This window comes from Pseudarthrobacter sp. NPDC058362 (genome assembly GCF_042723515.1).
Classification (GTDB): domain Bacteria; phylum Actinomycetota; class Actinomycetes; order Actinomycetales; family Micrococcaceae; genus Arthrobacter.
Map to the genome: position 1 here is coordinate 797623 of NZ_JBHXIW010000001.1, position 14032 is coordinate 811654.

A 14032-nucleotide genomic window follows, 5' to 3' on the forward strand; every position below is an offset into this window, starting at 1 on the left:
GCAGCCGCCGTCGTCCGTGTGTCCTAAGTCTCAACGGCGTCCTATCCCTCCTGTGGCATATTTGATGGATGGCAGAATTCAGGCAGTCCACCAAACTCAACAACGTCCTTTATGACATCCGTGGACCGATCCTGCAGGCCGCCCAGCAAATGGAGGCGGAAGGGCACCGCATCCTCAAACTGAACATCGGCAACCCGGCGCCGTTCGGGTTCGAGGCGCCGGACGCCATCCTGGTGGACATGATCCGGCACCTGCCGCACGCCCAGGGCTACAGCGACTCCCGCGGCATCTTCTCCGCCCGTACTGCAGTGTCGCAGTACTACCAGACCCGCGGCATCCAGAACATCCACGTGGACGACATTTACCTGGGCAACGGCGTCAGCGAACTCATCACCATGTCCCTCATGGCGCTCCTGGACGACGGCGACGAGGTCCTCATCCCGACCCCCGACTATCCGCTGTGGACCGCCTCCGTAGCGCTGGCCGGCGGCCGGCCCGTCCACTACCTTTGCGACGAGGAGACCGGCTGGCAGCCGGACCTCGAAGACCTGGAAGCCAAGATCACGCCCCGGACCAGGGGCATCGTGGTGATTAACCCGAACAACCCCACCGGCGCCGTGTACCCGGAGGAGACGCTCAAGCGCATCGTTGCCCTGGCAGAAAAGCACGGGCTGGTGATCTTCGCCGACGAAATCTACGAAAAGATCCTTTACGAGGACGCAGTCCATATCAACATGGCGACCCTGACCGGAGACGACGTCCTCTGCCTGACGTTCAGCGGTCTGTCCAAGGCCTACCGCGTATGCGGCTACCGTGCCGGATGGATGGCGATTTCCGGGCCCAAGAAGGACGCCGCCGACTACCTTGAGGGCATCAGCCTGCTGGCGAACATGCGTCTCTGCGCCAACGTTCCGGCCCAGCACGCCATCCAGACAGCCCTGGGCGGCTACCAAAGCATCAACGACCTCATCCTCCCGGGCGGGCGCCTGCTCGAGCAGCGGAACAAGGCCTACGACATGCTCAACGCCATCCCCGGCGTCAGCACGCAGCAGGCACGGGGAGCGCTGTACCTGTTCCCGAAGCTGGACCCCGAGTATTTCCACATCCGCGACGACGAGAAGTTCGTCCTTGACCTCCTGCGCGAACAAAAGATCCTGGTTTCGCACGGCCGGGCGTTCAACTGGGTGCGTCCGGACCACTTCCGCATGGTCACGCTGCCCAACGTGAAGGACATCGAAGAGGCCATCGGCCGGATGGGGGACTTCCTCAGCAGGTACCAAGGGAACTAGCCTGTGGTTCACGGGCTCTCCGCCCGCTGACCACTCCGGAAGGTGCGCCCCATGACCGACGTCGTCGAGTTCGAAGAACATCCGGTAGACACCCTGCGCGTGGGGAAGGGGTTTTCGCTGGACAGCGTGGACCCGGACTCCACCCCCGGCTACAACGGCACCAAAGAGGACGGCCAGGCCCTGCTGGCCGGGATGGACGACGAACTCGCGGAACTGCAGGAAAAGCTTTTTGCGGAGTCCCGGTTCGGCGGCCGCAAGCGGGTCCTGCTGATCCTTCAGGGTATGGACACCGCGGGTAAGGGCGGCGTGGTGAACCACGTGATGGCCGCCATGGACCCGCAGGGCGTCCAGTTCAAGGCCTTCAAGGCCCCTACGGATGAGGAAAAGTCCTACGATTTCCTGTGGCGGATCGAAAAGGCCGTGCCCGCGGCCGGCATGGTGGGGGTGTTCGACCGGTCACACTACGAGGATGTGCTCATCCACCGGGTCCACGGCTGGGCGAGCCCGGACGAGATTAAGCGCCGGTACCTGGCCATCAACGAATTCGAGGAGCGCCTCACCGATTCCGGAACCAAGCTGGTCAAGGTCATGCTGCACATCAGCAGCGACGAGCAGAAAGAACGGCTCCTGGCCCGCCTGGACAACCCTGCCAAGCACTGGAAGTACAGCAGGGGCGACCGTGACGAGCGCGCCTTCTGGCCGGACTACATGGGCGCGTTCCAGGCAGCCATCGAGGCCACCAACACGGCATCCGCACCATGGCACGTGATTCCGGCGAACAAGAAATGGTACGCGCGGATCGCCGTCCAGCAGCTCCTGCTCAAGGCCCTGAAAGAGCTGGACCTGGAGTGGCCCAAGGCGGAGTTCGACGTGGACGTTGAACGCCAGCTGATCCTGAAAACGTAGCCCTGCCTGGAGGCCTGACTTAAAGCGGCTGGTCGCGGGCGGCGGCGAGCCGCTTCCGCGCACCCTCCAGCCACTCCTCGCAGCGGGCTGCCAGGGCTTCACCGCGTTCCCAAAGGGCCAGCGACTCCTCCAGGCTGGCACCGCCCGCTTCCAGCCGGCCCACGACGGCAACCAGCTGCTCGCGGGCCTCCTCGTAGCTCAGCGCTGTGACATCGCCCGGCTGCTGCTGTGCGGTGTTTCCCTGTCCCGTGCTTTCCTGTTCGCTCATTCAGTTCTCCTCGACGGTGGTGGTTGTGCCCGTGGATGTGGCTCCAAAGCGGCCCTCGGCCACCCGGATGGAGAGCGGCGCCCCAGCGGGGGCTTCCGCCGGGCGCCGGACCACGGCGTGGGCGGCGGAGGACTCCCGGGCAAGTTCGACGACGGCGTAGCCCCGGTCCAGGGTCTTCTGCGGCGAGAGCGCGCGGACCTGGGCCTTGAGGTGCTGGAGCTGGTCCGCGGCACGGACCACGGTGGAGCCGATGGCGGCCGATGAACGGCGAAGCAGGCGCTCGACTTCCTCCCCACGGACGGTCACCAGGCCCTCCGGCGCGGCCAGCACAGGGCGGGACCGTAGGGACGCCAGCCGGTCCGACTCCCGGTCCACCAGACGCACGATGCAGCGTTCCAGCTGTTGGCGCGCCTGGCGGACACCCGCCAGCTCCTCGGAGACGTCCGGCACGATCCGCTTGGCAGCATCGGTCGGGGTGGAGGCCCTGAGGTCCGCGACATCGTCCAGCAGCGGCCGGTCCGCCTCGTGGCCGATCGCACTGACCACCGGAGTTACTGCGGCGGCCACGGCCCGGATGAGTTCCTCACTGTTGAACGGCAGGAGGTCCTCCAAGGCACCGCCGCCGCGGGCAATGACGATGACGTCCACCTCCGGCCGGCCGTCCAGCTCCCGCAGGGCACGCACCACCTGGCTGACGGCCGTGTTTCCCTGCACTGCCACTTCGCGGATCTCGAATTCCACCGCTGGCCAGCGCAGGGCCGCGTTCCGCAGGACGTCCTTCTTGGCGTCCGAGTCACGGCCGGTGATGAGGCCGATGCGGTGGGGGAGCAGGGGCAGGGGCTTCTTGCGGGAGTCGGCGAAGAGGCCCTCCGCGGCGAGTGCCTGGCGCAGGCGCTCGATGCGGGCCAGCAGATCGCCGAGGCCCACCGGCCTGATGTCCCGCACCTGCATGTTCAGGCGTCCGGTCTTCAGCCAGAATTCCGGTTTGAGCAGCGCAACCACCCGGGAACCCCGTTCCAGAGGGAGGTCCTGGCGTTCCAGCACCTTGGTCCAGACCGAGGCGGGAAGCGAAACCTCCGCGTCGACGTCGCGCAACGTCAGGTAGGCGTTTGTCCCGCGCCGGTTCAGCTCGATGACCTGGCCCTCCACCCACGCTGACGGGGTTCGGTCGATGTGCGCCTTGAGCTTTTGGGACAGCAGCTGCAGCGGCCACGGATTGTCCGGCGTGGTGTCCGCCGCCGTTGCCGGAAGAGTTGTGGGTACCGTGCCGGGCAGCGCCTGTTCAGACATGGCACCGCTCCTGCGGAGGTGAAGCTGCGGGCATGATGTCCTTCGTCTGCTGATCCAAGGCCGGTCCGGGGCCGCGTGGGGCGGTGTTTCCACCTTATCCATAAGGTCTACCACCGGGGTCCGACAGGACCTGCCGCGCGGATCCTGCCTAGGATGGATGGAAGCCCCCAACGCGAAGGATCCGCTGTGCGCACTGTTGTTTCCGCGGCTGCCGCCATCCTCGGCATGCTGCTGGCCGCCGTCGCGGTTCCGGCCATCTGGCTGGACCGCACCATCGTCCGGGAGGACGGGTTCGTGGCACTTGCCGGTCCGCTTGGCAAAGACCCGGCGTTCCAGGAGCGCCTCGCTGCAGCGGCTGTCGGGACGATCGACACCAGCTCGTTACCGGGCTTCCTGACGGACCTGGTCCAGCCGGTGCTGGAGGACGCGGCTGCATCCCTGACCGGCCTGCCCGCGTACCGGCAAGCCTGGGAGGATACCCTCCGCAAGAGCCACCGGCTGAGCCTCTCAGGAGCGGGTGAAGCCGAAGCGGAAGGCTCGTCGGCGCTGACCCTGGACGTCTCACCGCTTGTCGCACTGGGAGCCGGTGAGATCTCGCGTGCCACCGGACTGCCGCTAACCCCTCCAGACCAGACGCTGCTGAACGCGGGCGGTCCAGAGCAGAAGGAATGGGCTGAACGCCTGACAACCTACGCACCGGCGGGCTACCTGCTGGCCGCGGGATCCGCCGTCGCGCTCCTACTGGCCGTGGTGGCCGCCCGGCGCCGCTGGACGCTCCTGGCGGGGACAGGACTCGGCGCGCTCCTGGTGGCAGCATGCTGGGCCGCCGTAAGCGGGATCGCCCGGGACCGCGCCCTGGGCACGGACGCCGGCAGTGACGTTGCCAACATGTTCCGCGATGAGTTCGTGGCGGCCGCATCCCGGGACTTCCAGGCCTGGACGCTGGTTGCCGCCTTTGCGGGAGTGGTGGCCCTGGCGGCCGGCCTCGCCGGCAGCCAAGCGGCGCGGAGGCGCGAACGGGCAACCGGTAGCATGGAGAAATGACCTCCTCAGCTGTTTCCCTTTCGATGCCAACTGTCCCGCGGAGGCGCCGGTCTCCTGAGGAAGTCGCTGCCGCAGCGCCGGTGGCAGGGGCCAAGAAGGTCCTGCTGGCCGCTCCCCGGGGCTACTGCGCAGGAGTGGACCGCGCGGTCATCGCCGTGGAGAAGGCGCTGGAGCACTACGGTCCGCCGGTTTACGTGCGCAAGCAGATCGTGCACAACGTCCATGTGGTCACGTCCCTCGAGGAAAAGGGTGCCGTCTTCGTGGATGAGACGGACGAGGTACCCGAGGGCGCCCTGGTCATCTTCTCCGCGCACGGCGTTTCCCCTGCCGTGGTGCAGTCCGCCGAGGACCGGGGGCTGCGCACCATCGATGCCACCTGCCCCCTGGTGACCAAGGTTCACAAGGAGGCGGTACGGTTCGCCAAGGACGACTTCGACATCCTGCTGATCGGCCACGACGGCCATGAGGAAGTTGAAGGGACGGCGGGTGAAGCACCGCAGCACATCCAGATCATCAACGGCCCGCACGAGGTGGACAAGGTCACGGTCCGGGACCCGGAAAAGGTCATTTGGCTTTCCCAGACCACGCTCAGCGTCGACGAAACCATGGAAACCGTGCGGCTGCTGAAGGAACGCTTCCCCACACTGCAGGACCCGCCAAGCGATGACATCTGCTACGCCACCACCAACCGCCAGGTGGCCATCAAGAAGATTTCACCGCAGGCAGACCTGGTGATCGTGGTGGGATCGGCCAACTCCTCCAACTCCGTCCGGCTGGTGGAGGTGGCGCTCGAATACGGCGCCAAGGCCTCCTACCGGGTGGACTTTGCCAACGAGGTGGACGAGTCCTGGTTCGAGGGCGTGGCCACTGTGGGCGTCACCTCCGGAGCCTCGGTTCCCGAGGTGCTGGTCCAGGACGTGCTCCGCCTGCTGGCCGACTACGGTTACGGCAGCGTCGAGGAAGTGGTTACGGCCGAGGAGGACCTGCTGTTCTCACTGCCCAAGGAACTCCGGGCCACCCTCAAGCAGGCCGGCGACGTCAGCCGCGCGCTGGGCGGCCGCAGGCCGCGCGACTGACGGCACCCGGGTGACGACGGACCCGGGGGCGCGGCCTGCCCGTCAGGCGGCGGCCCCGTCCTCCTGCAGTTCCGGCGCGGCCAAGGCGCGCGGCGTCGCTTCCACCGGGGGAGGGCCGGCCAGGCCGGATTCATCCAGCGAGTTCAGTTTCCGTGCCGTCGGCAGCACCCGTGCTTCGAGTGTTCCCACCATGGCGTTGTAGCGGTCCACCGACGACTTCAGCGATGACCCCAGCTTGGTGACATTTTCGCCCAGGGTGCCCATGCGGTCATACAGCTGCCGGGCCAGGTCGAACAGCTCCCGGGCGCTGTCCGTCAGCACATCCTGGCGCCAGGTGAACGCGACAGACTTCAGCACGGCGAGCAAGGTACTGGGGGAGGCCAGGACCACGTTCCGTGAGAGGGCATGGTCCAGCAGCTCCGGATCGGCGTTGAGCGCCGCGGCCAGGATGGATTCGGCCGGGATAAAGCAGATCACCAGCTCCGGGGAGTTTCCGGAGATGTCCCAGTACTTCTTGCTGCTGAGAGTGTCCACATGCGCCCGCAGCGCCTTGGCGTGCGCTGTGAGGAGGGTCTGCTGGTGCCTCCGGTCCATCCCGGACAGGGCTCCGCCGGCCCGACCCCCGCGCGGATCCCCACCGAGTTCCTGGGCTTCAAGGTAAGCGGTCAGCGGAACCTTGGCGTCCACCACCAGCTGCTTCTCGCCGGGAAGCTGCACCACCAGATCCGGGCGCACGGCAGAGTCCCCGCCGGAGCTGTGCAGCTGCTCGACAAAGTCCACGTGCCGCAGCATTCCGGACGCCTCCACCACCCGGCGGAGCTGGACCTCACCCCACTGGCCGCGTGCGCTGTTGGACCGCAGGGCCGACTCCAGTGCATGCGTGGAGCGGATCAGCTGCTCATCCGAAATCCGGGCTTCCTGAAGCTGTTGGGCCAGCTGGCCGTACTGCTCCACGCGGTCGCGTTCCAGCAACGCCACCTGCTGCTGGACGGCCGTGAGCTTCTCGGCGACGGGTGCCAGCGCGCGCAGCACACTGCCGTCCTGTGCGCGTGCCTCCCCCAGCTCGCGGTTCTGTGCAGACAAAAGCCGCCGCTCGGCGTCGGCCGCGGCGAACTGCGAGCTGACCTCCGCGAGGCGGGAGGACACCTCATCAAAGTCCAGCTCCAGTGCACGGGTCTTCCGGCGGAACGCAACAAACGTGGCCGCGGCACCGGCGAACGCACCGAGCAGCAGCATGAACAAGGCCAGAATCAAGGCGAAAGCATCCATGCCTTCACTGTTGCACGGGCCACCGACAATCAGCGGCAGCCGCATCGAGCCGGTACTGCCGGGCGGCGCGATGAAGGTAAACTTGGTGCTCGTGGCTCTTACTATTGGCATCGTCGGACTGCCCAACGTCGGCAAATCAACCCTTTTCAATGCGCTCACCCGCAACCAGGTCCTGGCGGCGAACTACCCGTTCGCCACCATCGAACCGAACGTGGGCGTGGTGAACCTGCCTGACCCGCGGCTCCACGAACTCGCCGGGATCTTCGGCTCCCAGCGCGTGCTGCCGGCCGCTGTGTCCTTCGTGGACATCGCCGGCATCGTCAAGGGCGCCTCCGAGGGCGAGGGGCTGGGGAACCAGTTCCTGGCCAACATCCGCGAAGCCGAGGCCATCGCCGAAGTGGTCCGAGTCTTCGATGACCCCGATGTCATCCACGTTGACGGCAAGGTGGACCCGCGCTCGGACATGGAAACCATCAACACCGAGCTCATCCTCGCGGACCTGCAGACCATCGAAAAGGCCATTCCCCGGATCGAAAAAGAGGTCAAGATCAAGAAGCGGGAGGCCGCTGAACTCGCCGCCATCAAGGCCGCGCAGGCGGTGCTGGAGCGGGGTGACACCATCTTCTCCGCCATCAAGAGCGACAAACTGGAGATGGAACACCTCAAGGAGCTGAGCCTGCTGACGGCCAAGCCGTTCATCTACGTGTTCAACGCGGACGAGGGCATCCTGGGCAGCCCGGAAAAGCAGGAGGAACTACGGGCGCTTGTGGCACCGGCGGACTGCATCTTCCTGGATGCCAAGCTCGAGGCGGACCTGGTGGAACTGGACGAGGCCGAAGCCCGCGAGATGCTCGAGATGAATGGCCAGGACGAATCCGGCCTGGACCAGCTGGCCCGCGTGGGCTTCCACACCCTTGGCCTGCAGACGTACCTCACCGCAGGGCCCAAGGAAGCACGTGCCTGGACCATCCACCAGGGCGACACCGCACCCCAGGCCGCCGGCGTGATCCACTCCGATTTCCAGCGTGGATTCATCAAGGCCGAGGTGGTCTCGTTTGAAGACCTGATGGAGGCAGGATCCATGGCCGAGGCCAAGTCCCGCGGCAAGGTCCGCATTGAGGGCAAGGAATATGTCATGGCCGACGGCGACGTGGTGGAGTTCCGCTTCAACGTCTAGCCGCGAGCACCAACCGAGGAGGCAGCATGCCGGCCAGGCGCCTGAGGCAGTTATTCGCGGCGGCGCTGTGCGCGCTGCTGGTCCTGACAGGCTGTTCCGGCGGCGGTGGCGGTGTGCCGGTGGTGGTGGGGGAGACAGCCCGGGGCGGAACTGTGACCGTCGCCGAGGCCAACGCCTTTTCCTCCTTCAATCCGTACAGCACCGCGGGCAACACCGACATCAATACCAAGATCGGTTACATCACCCACTCGGGGTTCTTCTACCTGGACAACAACTCCGTGGTGGTACGCAACGACAAGTTCGGCAAATTCGAGAAGGTCTCCGACGACCCCCTCAAAGTCCGGTACACCGTCAGCGAGGACGTTAGATGGTCGGACGGTGCGCCGGTCGACTCCGGGGATCTCCTCCTGGCGTGGGCGGCAGGTTCCGGCTATTTCGACGACGCCGATGCCGCCGCCGGAACCGGCACCAGGTACTTTTCGACGGCGTCGGACACCAGCGGGCTCGCCGGGACCGTGCTGCCCGAACTTGGAGACGACGGCCGTACCATCACCCTGGAATACACCCGGCCGTACGCTGACTGGGAAGTGGCGTTCGACGTCGGGCTTCCCGCCCACGTGGTGGCCGCCAAGAGCGGTTTGAATGACGAAGCGGACCTCGTGGACCTCATCCGGGACACGCCACGCGGGGATCCCGACAATCCCACGCCGAATTCGGTACTCAAACGGGTCGCTGATTTCTGGAACAGCGGATTCGACACGGACTCACTGCCTGAGGACCCTGCACTCTACCTGTCCAATGGTCCCTACATCGTGCAGGACATGGTTCCCGGCGTATCGCTCCGGCTGGTCCGCAACCGGGACTACACGTGGGGCCCGGAACCCTGGCTTGACGAAATCAACGTCCGTTACACCGGCAAGGCGGAGGACGCCGTGCAGGCCCTCCGCAACGGGAGGGCGGACATCATCTCACCGCAACCGGCGGCGGGCCTGCAGGAGCTTTTCGCCGGCCTTGAACAGCAGGGGAACACGGTGGAACGGTACAGCCAATCAGGCTACGACCACCTGGACCTGGAATTCTCCGGGCCGTTCGCGGACCGGGACGTGCGCGAAGCCTTCCTAAAGACCGTCCCCCGCCAGGAGATTGTGGACGCCGTGGTGGGCGGGCTGGTGCCGGGGGCCGTGCCGCTCGACTCGCACGTCTTCCTGCCTGGCCAGCCCAAGTATGACGAGACTGTGCGGGACAACGGTTCATCGAAGTACGGCGAGGTGGACATCGAGGGAGCGAAGGAACTTCTAGATGGGGCAAAGCCCACCATTCGGATCCTTTACAACCGTGACAATGCCAACCGGGCCACGGCCTTTGGCCTGATCCGCGATTCCGCGGAACTGGCCGGCTTCACCGTGGTGGACACCGGCCGCGGCAGCGCAGACTGGGCCGCGGAGCTGGCGGGGGATGGACACGATGCCGCACTCCTTGGCTGGATTGGGAACGGACTGGGCGTCAGCCGCGTGCCGCAGATTTTCCGTACCGGCGCAGGCAGCAACTTCAACGGTTTCTCCGATGCCCGCGCCGACCGGCTGATGGAAGAACTGTCGGGCACCCCTGACTTGGCGCGGCAGGACGAGCTCCTGGGGGACATCGACCGGCGGCTCTGGGAGAACGCCTACGGCCTGCCCCTGTACCAAGCCGTTGGGAGCACAGCGTTCAGCACCAAGGTCACGGGAGTCAAGACGAGCCCGGGCCCTCTGGGCGTGTGGTGGAACGCTTGGGAATGGCGGCTCGCCTAAACGACACGACAAGGTTGTCAAAAGTGGTGTTACTGGGGAGTAGTATGTGACTTGCGTAACTGGCGAAGGTCAGATATGGCGCCTAAACCTTGCGATTACGGTTTGGCAACGTTGTACCAGCATCTGGAATTAGTTCGGTTAGGCTACGAGCATATGTAGGCTGCGTCACAGAAATTCTGCGCCGGGCCTGCGGGGGAATCGCTTGAATCCCCACTTCACTTCCACTACTCATAGGAGGCGGAATGCGTTTTGCGCGCACTTCCAAAGCACTGGGCATTGTGGCGATCGCCGCGCTTGCCCTAACCGGATGCGGTGCCGGTGGCGGCAGCAATGACGGTGGCGGGGACGCCGCCGGAGATCCGAACAAGATCATCACCGCGTACAGCAACGAACCACAGAACCCGTTGCTGCCGGCAGACACCGGCGAAGTTTACGGTGGACGCGTGGTGGAGCTCCTCTTCGAGGGCCTCACCGTTTACAGCCCCAATGGGGAGTCTGAGAACGCGCTCGCCGAGTCGATCGAATCCCCTGATGGCCAGAACTACACCATCAAGGTCAAGAGCGGCACCAAGTTCACCAACGGCGAGGAAGTCACGGCCAAGAGCTTCGTGGACGCCTGGAACTTCGCAGCACTGAGCACCAACGCACAGACCAACAGCTACTTCTTCGAATCCATTGAGGGATACGACGCCGTCAGCGCCACGAAGAAGCAGGGCGAATCGGAAGTTCCCGCGCCCACCGCGGAAACCATGTCCGGTCTGGTAGTCAAGGACGACTACACCATCGAAGTCAAACTGCGCCAGCCTGAAGCCGACTGGCCGCTGCGCCTCGGCTACTCGGCCTTTATGCCACTGCCCGCGGACGCCCTCAAGGACCCCAAGGCGTTCGGTGAAAACCCGATCGGCAACGGCCCGTACAAGATGGCCAAGGAAGGTGCCTGGCAGCACGACAGCCAGATCGAATTGGTTAAGAACCCGGACTACAAGGGCAGCCGTGAGGCCAAGAACGGCGGCGTGACGTTCAAGTTCTACACCGACCCGGCACCGGCCTACACGGACATCCAGGGCAACAACCTTGACGTCACCGACGTCCTGCCCACGAATGCCCTGAAGACCTACACCTCGGACTTCCCGGAGAACCACCTCAACAAGCCGTACGCCGGTAACTCCACCCTGAACATCCCGGGCTACCTGCCGGAGTTCAAGGGCGAAGCCGGAAAGCTGCGCCGACAGGCCATTTCCATGGCCATTGACCGCGAAGAGATCACCAAGGTGATCTACAGCGGCACGCGCATCCCGGCCAACGACTTTACGTCCCCTTCGGTCGACGGTTACAACGACAACGTTGCCGGCTCCGAGGTCACCAAGTTCGATGCCGCCAAGGCCAAGGAAGCCTGGGACAAGGCCAACGAGATCAGCCCCTGGCCGGCCAACAAGGTCCTGCAGCTCGCCTACAACACCGATGGCGGTAATAAGGAATGGATTGACGCCGTAGCCAACAACCTCAAGAACAACCTCGGCATCAAGGCTGAAGGCCAGGCCTTCGCCAAGTTCGCCGAACTTCTTGACCTGCGCAAGTCCAAGACCCTCCCGGGCCTGGCACGCGCCGGCTGGCAGGCGGACTACCCGTCGCTCTACAACTTCCTGGGCCCGCTGCTGGGCACCGGTGCAAGCTCCAACTACGAGGGCTACTCCAACCCGGAGTTCGACAAGCTCCTGAAGGAAGGCCTGGGCGCCAAGTCCACCGACGAGGCAAACGCCAAGTTCACGGAAGCACAGGAAATCCTGTTCCAGGATCTGCCGAACATCCCGCTTTGGTACGCCGCACGCCAGGTTGTCTGGAGCGAGAACGTTTCCAACGTGGACACCGGGTGGAACGGCGTTATCCAGTACTACAACATCACTGCGAAGTAGTTCTGGGATCGTCCAACTCAAATAGCTAGTGGGGGTCCGGCCAACAGCCGGGCCCCCATAGCCTTGATACCGGCAGGAAGCTTGTTCTCAATGAATATTTCACTCATCCGCCAGTCCTCGGAGGGTCCGCTGTGATCCGGTTTATCCTCCGACGACTACTCCAGGCCATTCCGGTGTTCCTGGGCACCACGCTTCTGGTGTACTTCATGGTGTTCGCGCTCCCCGGCGATCCGGTCCGGGCGCTTTTCGGTGACCGTCCGCCAAGCGAAGCCGTGATTGCTGCACTTCGCCAGCAATACAACCTCGACCAGCCGTTCTGGGTCCAGTACGGCCTGTTCCTTAAGAACCTCGTGACGTTCAACCTTGGGGTTGACTTCACCGGTCAGCCCATCGCGGCCACGCTGGGCCGTGTCTTCCCTGTGACGGCCATGCTCGCTGTGGAGGCGCTGGTCATCCAGGCTGTCTTCGGCATCGGGTTCGGCCTGGTCGCCGGCCTGCGCAAGGGCGGAATCTTCGACTCCACCGTCCTGCTGGCCTCCCTCGTGGTCATCGCTATCCCGGTGTTCGTGCTCGGCTTCGTGCTGCAGTTGGTGTTCGGCGTGTATCTCGGATGGGCCAAACCCACGGTGGGCACCAACGCTGACTGGGGAACCCTGATCCTGCCTGCCTTCGCCCTGGCGCTGGTGTCCTTTGCTTATGTGCTTCGCCTGACCCGGGCCTCCGTCATCGAAAACTCCACTGCGGACTACGTGCGGACGGCAACGGCTAAGGGCCTCTCCCGGCCGCGGGTCGTGATGGCCCACATCCTCCGGAACTCGATGATTCCGGTCGTCACCTACCTGGGTGCGAGCCTGGGCGGACTGATGGGCGGAGCCATCGTCACCGAAGGCATCTTCAACGTCCCCGGCGTTGGCCAGAAGCTCTACCAGGCTATCCTCCGCAGCGAAGGCCCCACCGTCGTCGCCATCGTCAGCGTGCTGGTGCTGGTATTCGTTATCGCCAACCTGCTGGTTGACCTGCTGTACGCCTGGCTTGATCCGAGGATTCGCTATGAAAAGTAACCGACAAATCACCCACTTCGTCGCGCCACTGGAGGAGACGCCCCTGCTGGCCACGGACTCGGTCAAGACTGACGAAGCGCCATTGAGCCTGTGGGCAGACGCATGGCGGAAACTGCGCCGCCGGCCGCTGTTCATCGCTGCGGCAATCATGATCTTCGTCATTGTGGTGGTCGCCGTGTTCCCGGGCCTGTTCACCCAGACCCCGCCCAACGACAACTGCCTGCTTGCAAACTCGGATGGCCCGCCGGCGCCCGGACACCCGCTGGGCTTTACGTTCCAGGGCTGCGATGTCTATGCGCGCGTCATCTACGGTACGCAGGCATCGGTCACAGTGGGTCTGTTCTCCGTTCTCGGTGTCCTGCTGGTTGGCGTTACCCTTGGCGCGCTGGCTGGCTTCTTTGGCGGTTGGATCGACTCCGTGCTGGCACGGCTGGGCGACATCTTTTTCGCTCTTCCGCTCGTGCTCGGGGCGCTGGTTGTGGTGCAGTTGCCCTTCTTCCGCGAAAACAAGAGTGTATGGACCGTCGTCGCCGTCATTGTCCTTCTGGCCTGGCCCCAGATGGCCCGGCTCACCCGAGGGGCCGTCATCGAGGTCCGGAACGCGGACTTCATCACGGCTGCGCGGTCACTGGGCGTTTCGCCCATCAATTCGCTCATCCGACATGTATTGCCCAATGCGGCCGCACCAATCATCGTGCTCGCCACGATGGAACTCGGTGTTTTTATTGTCCTTGAGGCCACGTTGTCCTTCCTGGGCATCGGCCTGCCGGGCAGCATCATGTCCTGGGGCAATGACATCAACGCGGCGCAGTCCAGTATCCGCACCAACCCTGCGGTGCTGCTCTATCCCGCAGCAGCACTGTCGATCACGGTATTGAGTTTCATTATGCTCGGCGATGCCCTGCGTGATGCCCTCGATCCGAAGAGCCGGCAGCGATGAAAGAGGCAC

At 64.7% G+C, this 14032-nt stretch carries 12 protein-coding genes; 9 read left to right on the forward strand and 3 right to left on the reverse strand.

What is annotated here, in order from left to right:
- Nucleotides 1-68: 68 nt before the first annotated feature.
- Nucleotides 69-1289 (forward strand): pyridoxal phosphate-dependent aminotransferase, encoded by a 1221-nt coding sequence (locus ACFWIX_RS03830; RefSeq protein WP_377214761.1) that lies wholly within the window; start codon nt 69-71, stop codon nt 1287-1289.
- Between the two features lie 51 nt (nt 1290-1340).
- On the forward strand, nt 1341-2195 hold the full coding sequence (locus ACFWIX_RS03835) for a polyphosphate kinase 2 family protein (protein ID WP_377214762.1): 855 nt from the start codon (nt 1341-1343) through the stop codon (nt 2193-2195).
- 19 nt (nt 2196-2214) lie between these two features.
- Here ACFWIX_RS03835 and ACFWIX_RS03840 read toward each other — a convergent pair whose 3' ends face one another.
- Nucleotides 2215-2463 (reverse strand): exodeoxyribonuclease VII small subunit, encoded by a 249-nt coding sequence (locus ACFWIX_RS03840; RefSeq protein ID WP_377214763.1) that lies wholly within the window; start codon nt 2461-2463, stop codon nt 2215-2217.
- The gene (gene xseA, locus ACFWIX_RS03845; protein ID WP_377214764.1) at nt 2464-3753 is read right to left on the reverse strand and encodes an exodeoxyribonuclease VII large subunit; all 1290 of its coding nucleotides are present in this window, start codon (nt 3751-3753) and stop codon (nt 2464-2466) included.
- Nucleotides 3754-3939: 186 nt separating this feature from the next.
- Here xseA and ACFWIX_RS03850 point away from each other — a divergent pair, with 186 nt between their 5' ends.
- Together ACFWIX_RS03850 and ACFWIX_RS03855 are read left to right on the forward strand one after the other, a co-directional pair.
- The gene (locus tag ACFWIX_RS03850) at nt 3940-4797 is read left to right on the forward strand and encodes a hypothetical protein (protein WP_377214765.1); all 858 of its coding nucleotides are present in this window, start codon (nt 3940-3942) and stop codon (nt 4795-4797) included.
- Entirely contained in the window at nt 4794-5873 is a 1080-nt protein-coding gene (locus tag ACFWIX_RS03855) for a 4-hydroxy-3-methylbut-2-enyl diphosphate reductase (RefSeq protein WP_377214766.1), read from the forward strand. Before ACFWIX_RS03850 ends, ACFWIX_RS03855 begins: the two co-directional genes overlap by 4 nt.
- Nucleotides 5874-5915: 42 nt before the next feature.
- Here the strand turns inward: ACFWIX_RS03855 and ACFWIX_RS03860 are convergent, their stop codons facing one another.
- Nucleotides 5916-7142 carry a DNA recombination protein RmuC gene (locus tag ACFWIX_RS03860; RefSeq protein WP_377214767.1) on the reverse strand — a complete coding sequence of 409 codons (1227 nt, stop codon included), beginning with the start codon at nt 7140-7142 and terminating at the stop codon, nt 5916-5918.
- A 91-nt stretch (nt 7143-7233) separates the two neighbouring features.
- On the opposite strand from ACFWIX_RS03860, the gene ychF reads away from it, so the two are divergent.
- From ychF to ACFWIX_RS03885, 5 genes are all read left to right on the forward strand, one after another.
- The gene (ychF, locus tag ACFWIX_RS03865) at nt 7234-8319 is read left to right on the forward strand and encodes a redox-regulated ATPase YchF (protein ID WP_377214928.1); all 1086 of its coding nucleotides are present in this window, start codon (nt 7234-7236) and stop codon (nt 8317-8319) included.
- A gap of 26 nt (nt 8320-8345) precedes the next feature.
- On the forward strand, nt 8346-10109 hold the full coding sequence (locus ACFWIX_RS03870) for an ABC transporter family substrate-binding protein (RefSeq protein WP_377214768.1): 1764 nt from the start codon (nt 8346-8348) through the stop codon (nt 10107-10109).
- Nucleotides 10110-10351: 242 nt separating this feature from the next.
- Nucleotides 10352-12022, forward strand: coding sequence for an ABC transporter substrate-binding protein (locus ACFWIX_RS03875; RefSeq protein WP_377214769.1), 1671 nt, complete (start codon nt 10352-10354; stop codon nt 12020-12022).
- Between the two features lie 131 nt (nt 12023-12153).
- Nucleotides 12154-13083, forward strand: a complete 930-nt coding sequence (locus ACFWIX_RS03880) for an ABC transporter permease (protein ID WP_377214770.1) — start codon at nt 12154-12156, stop codon at nt 13081-13083.
- Entirely contained in the window at nt 13073-14023 is a 951-nt protein-coding gene (locus ACFWIX_RS03885; protein WP_377214771.1) for an ABC transporter permease, read from the forward strand. Before ACFWIX_RS03880 ends, ACFWIX_RS03885 begins: the two co-directional genes overlap by 11 nt.
- Nucleotides 14024-14032: the final 9 nt, after the last annotated feature.

What these genes read in the sequence shown, in the direction of transcription:
- xseA (WP_377214764.1), bottom strand. Translation starts at nt 3,753, where the DNA reads ATGTCTGAACAGGCGCTGCCCGGCACGGTACCCACAACTCTTCCGGCA.
- ACFWIX_RS03870 (WP_377214768.1), top strand. Translation starts at nt 8,346, where the DNA reads ATGCCGGCCAGGCGCCTGAGGCAGTTATTCGCGGCGGCGCTGTGCGCG.
- ACFWIX_RS03840 (WP_377214763.1), bottom strand. Translation starts at nt 2,463, where the DNA reads ATGAGCGAACAGGAAAGCACGGGACAGGGAAACACCGCACAGCAGCAG.
- ACFWIX_RS03860 (WP_377214767.1), bottom strand. Translation starts at nt 7,142, where the DNA reads ATGGATGCTTTCGCCTTGATTCTGGCCTTGTTCATGCTGCTGCTCGGT.
- ACFWIX_RS03885 (WP_377214771.1), top strand. Translation starts at nt 13,073, where the DNA reads ATGAAAAGTAACCGACAAATCACCCACTTCGTCGCGCCACTGGAGGAG.
- ACFWIX_RS03875 (WP_377214769.1), top strand. Translation starts at nt 10,352, where the DNA reads ATGCGTTTTGCGCGCACTTCCAAAGCACTGGGCATTGTGGCGATCGCC.
- ACFWIX_RS03855 (WP_377214766.1), top strand. Translation starts at nt 4,794, where the DNA reads ATGACCTCCTCAGCTGTTTCCCTTTCGATGCCAACTGTCCCGCGGAGG.
- ACFWIX_RS03835 (WP_377214762.1), top strand. Translation starts at nt 1,341, where the DNA reads ATGACCGACGTCGTCGAGTTCGAAGAACATCCGGTAGACACCCTGCGC.
- ACFWIX_RS03830 (WP_377214761.1), top strand. Translation starts at nt 69, where the DNA reads ATGGCAGAATTCAGGCAGTCCACCAAACTCAACAACGTCCTTTATGAC.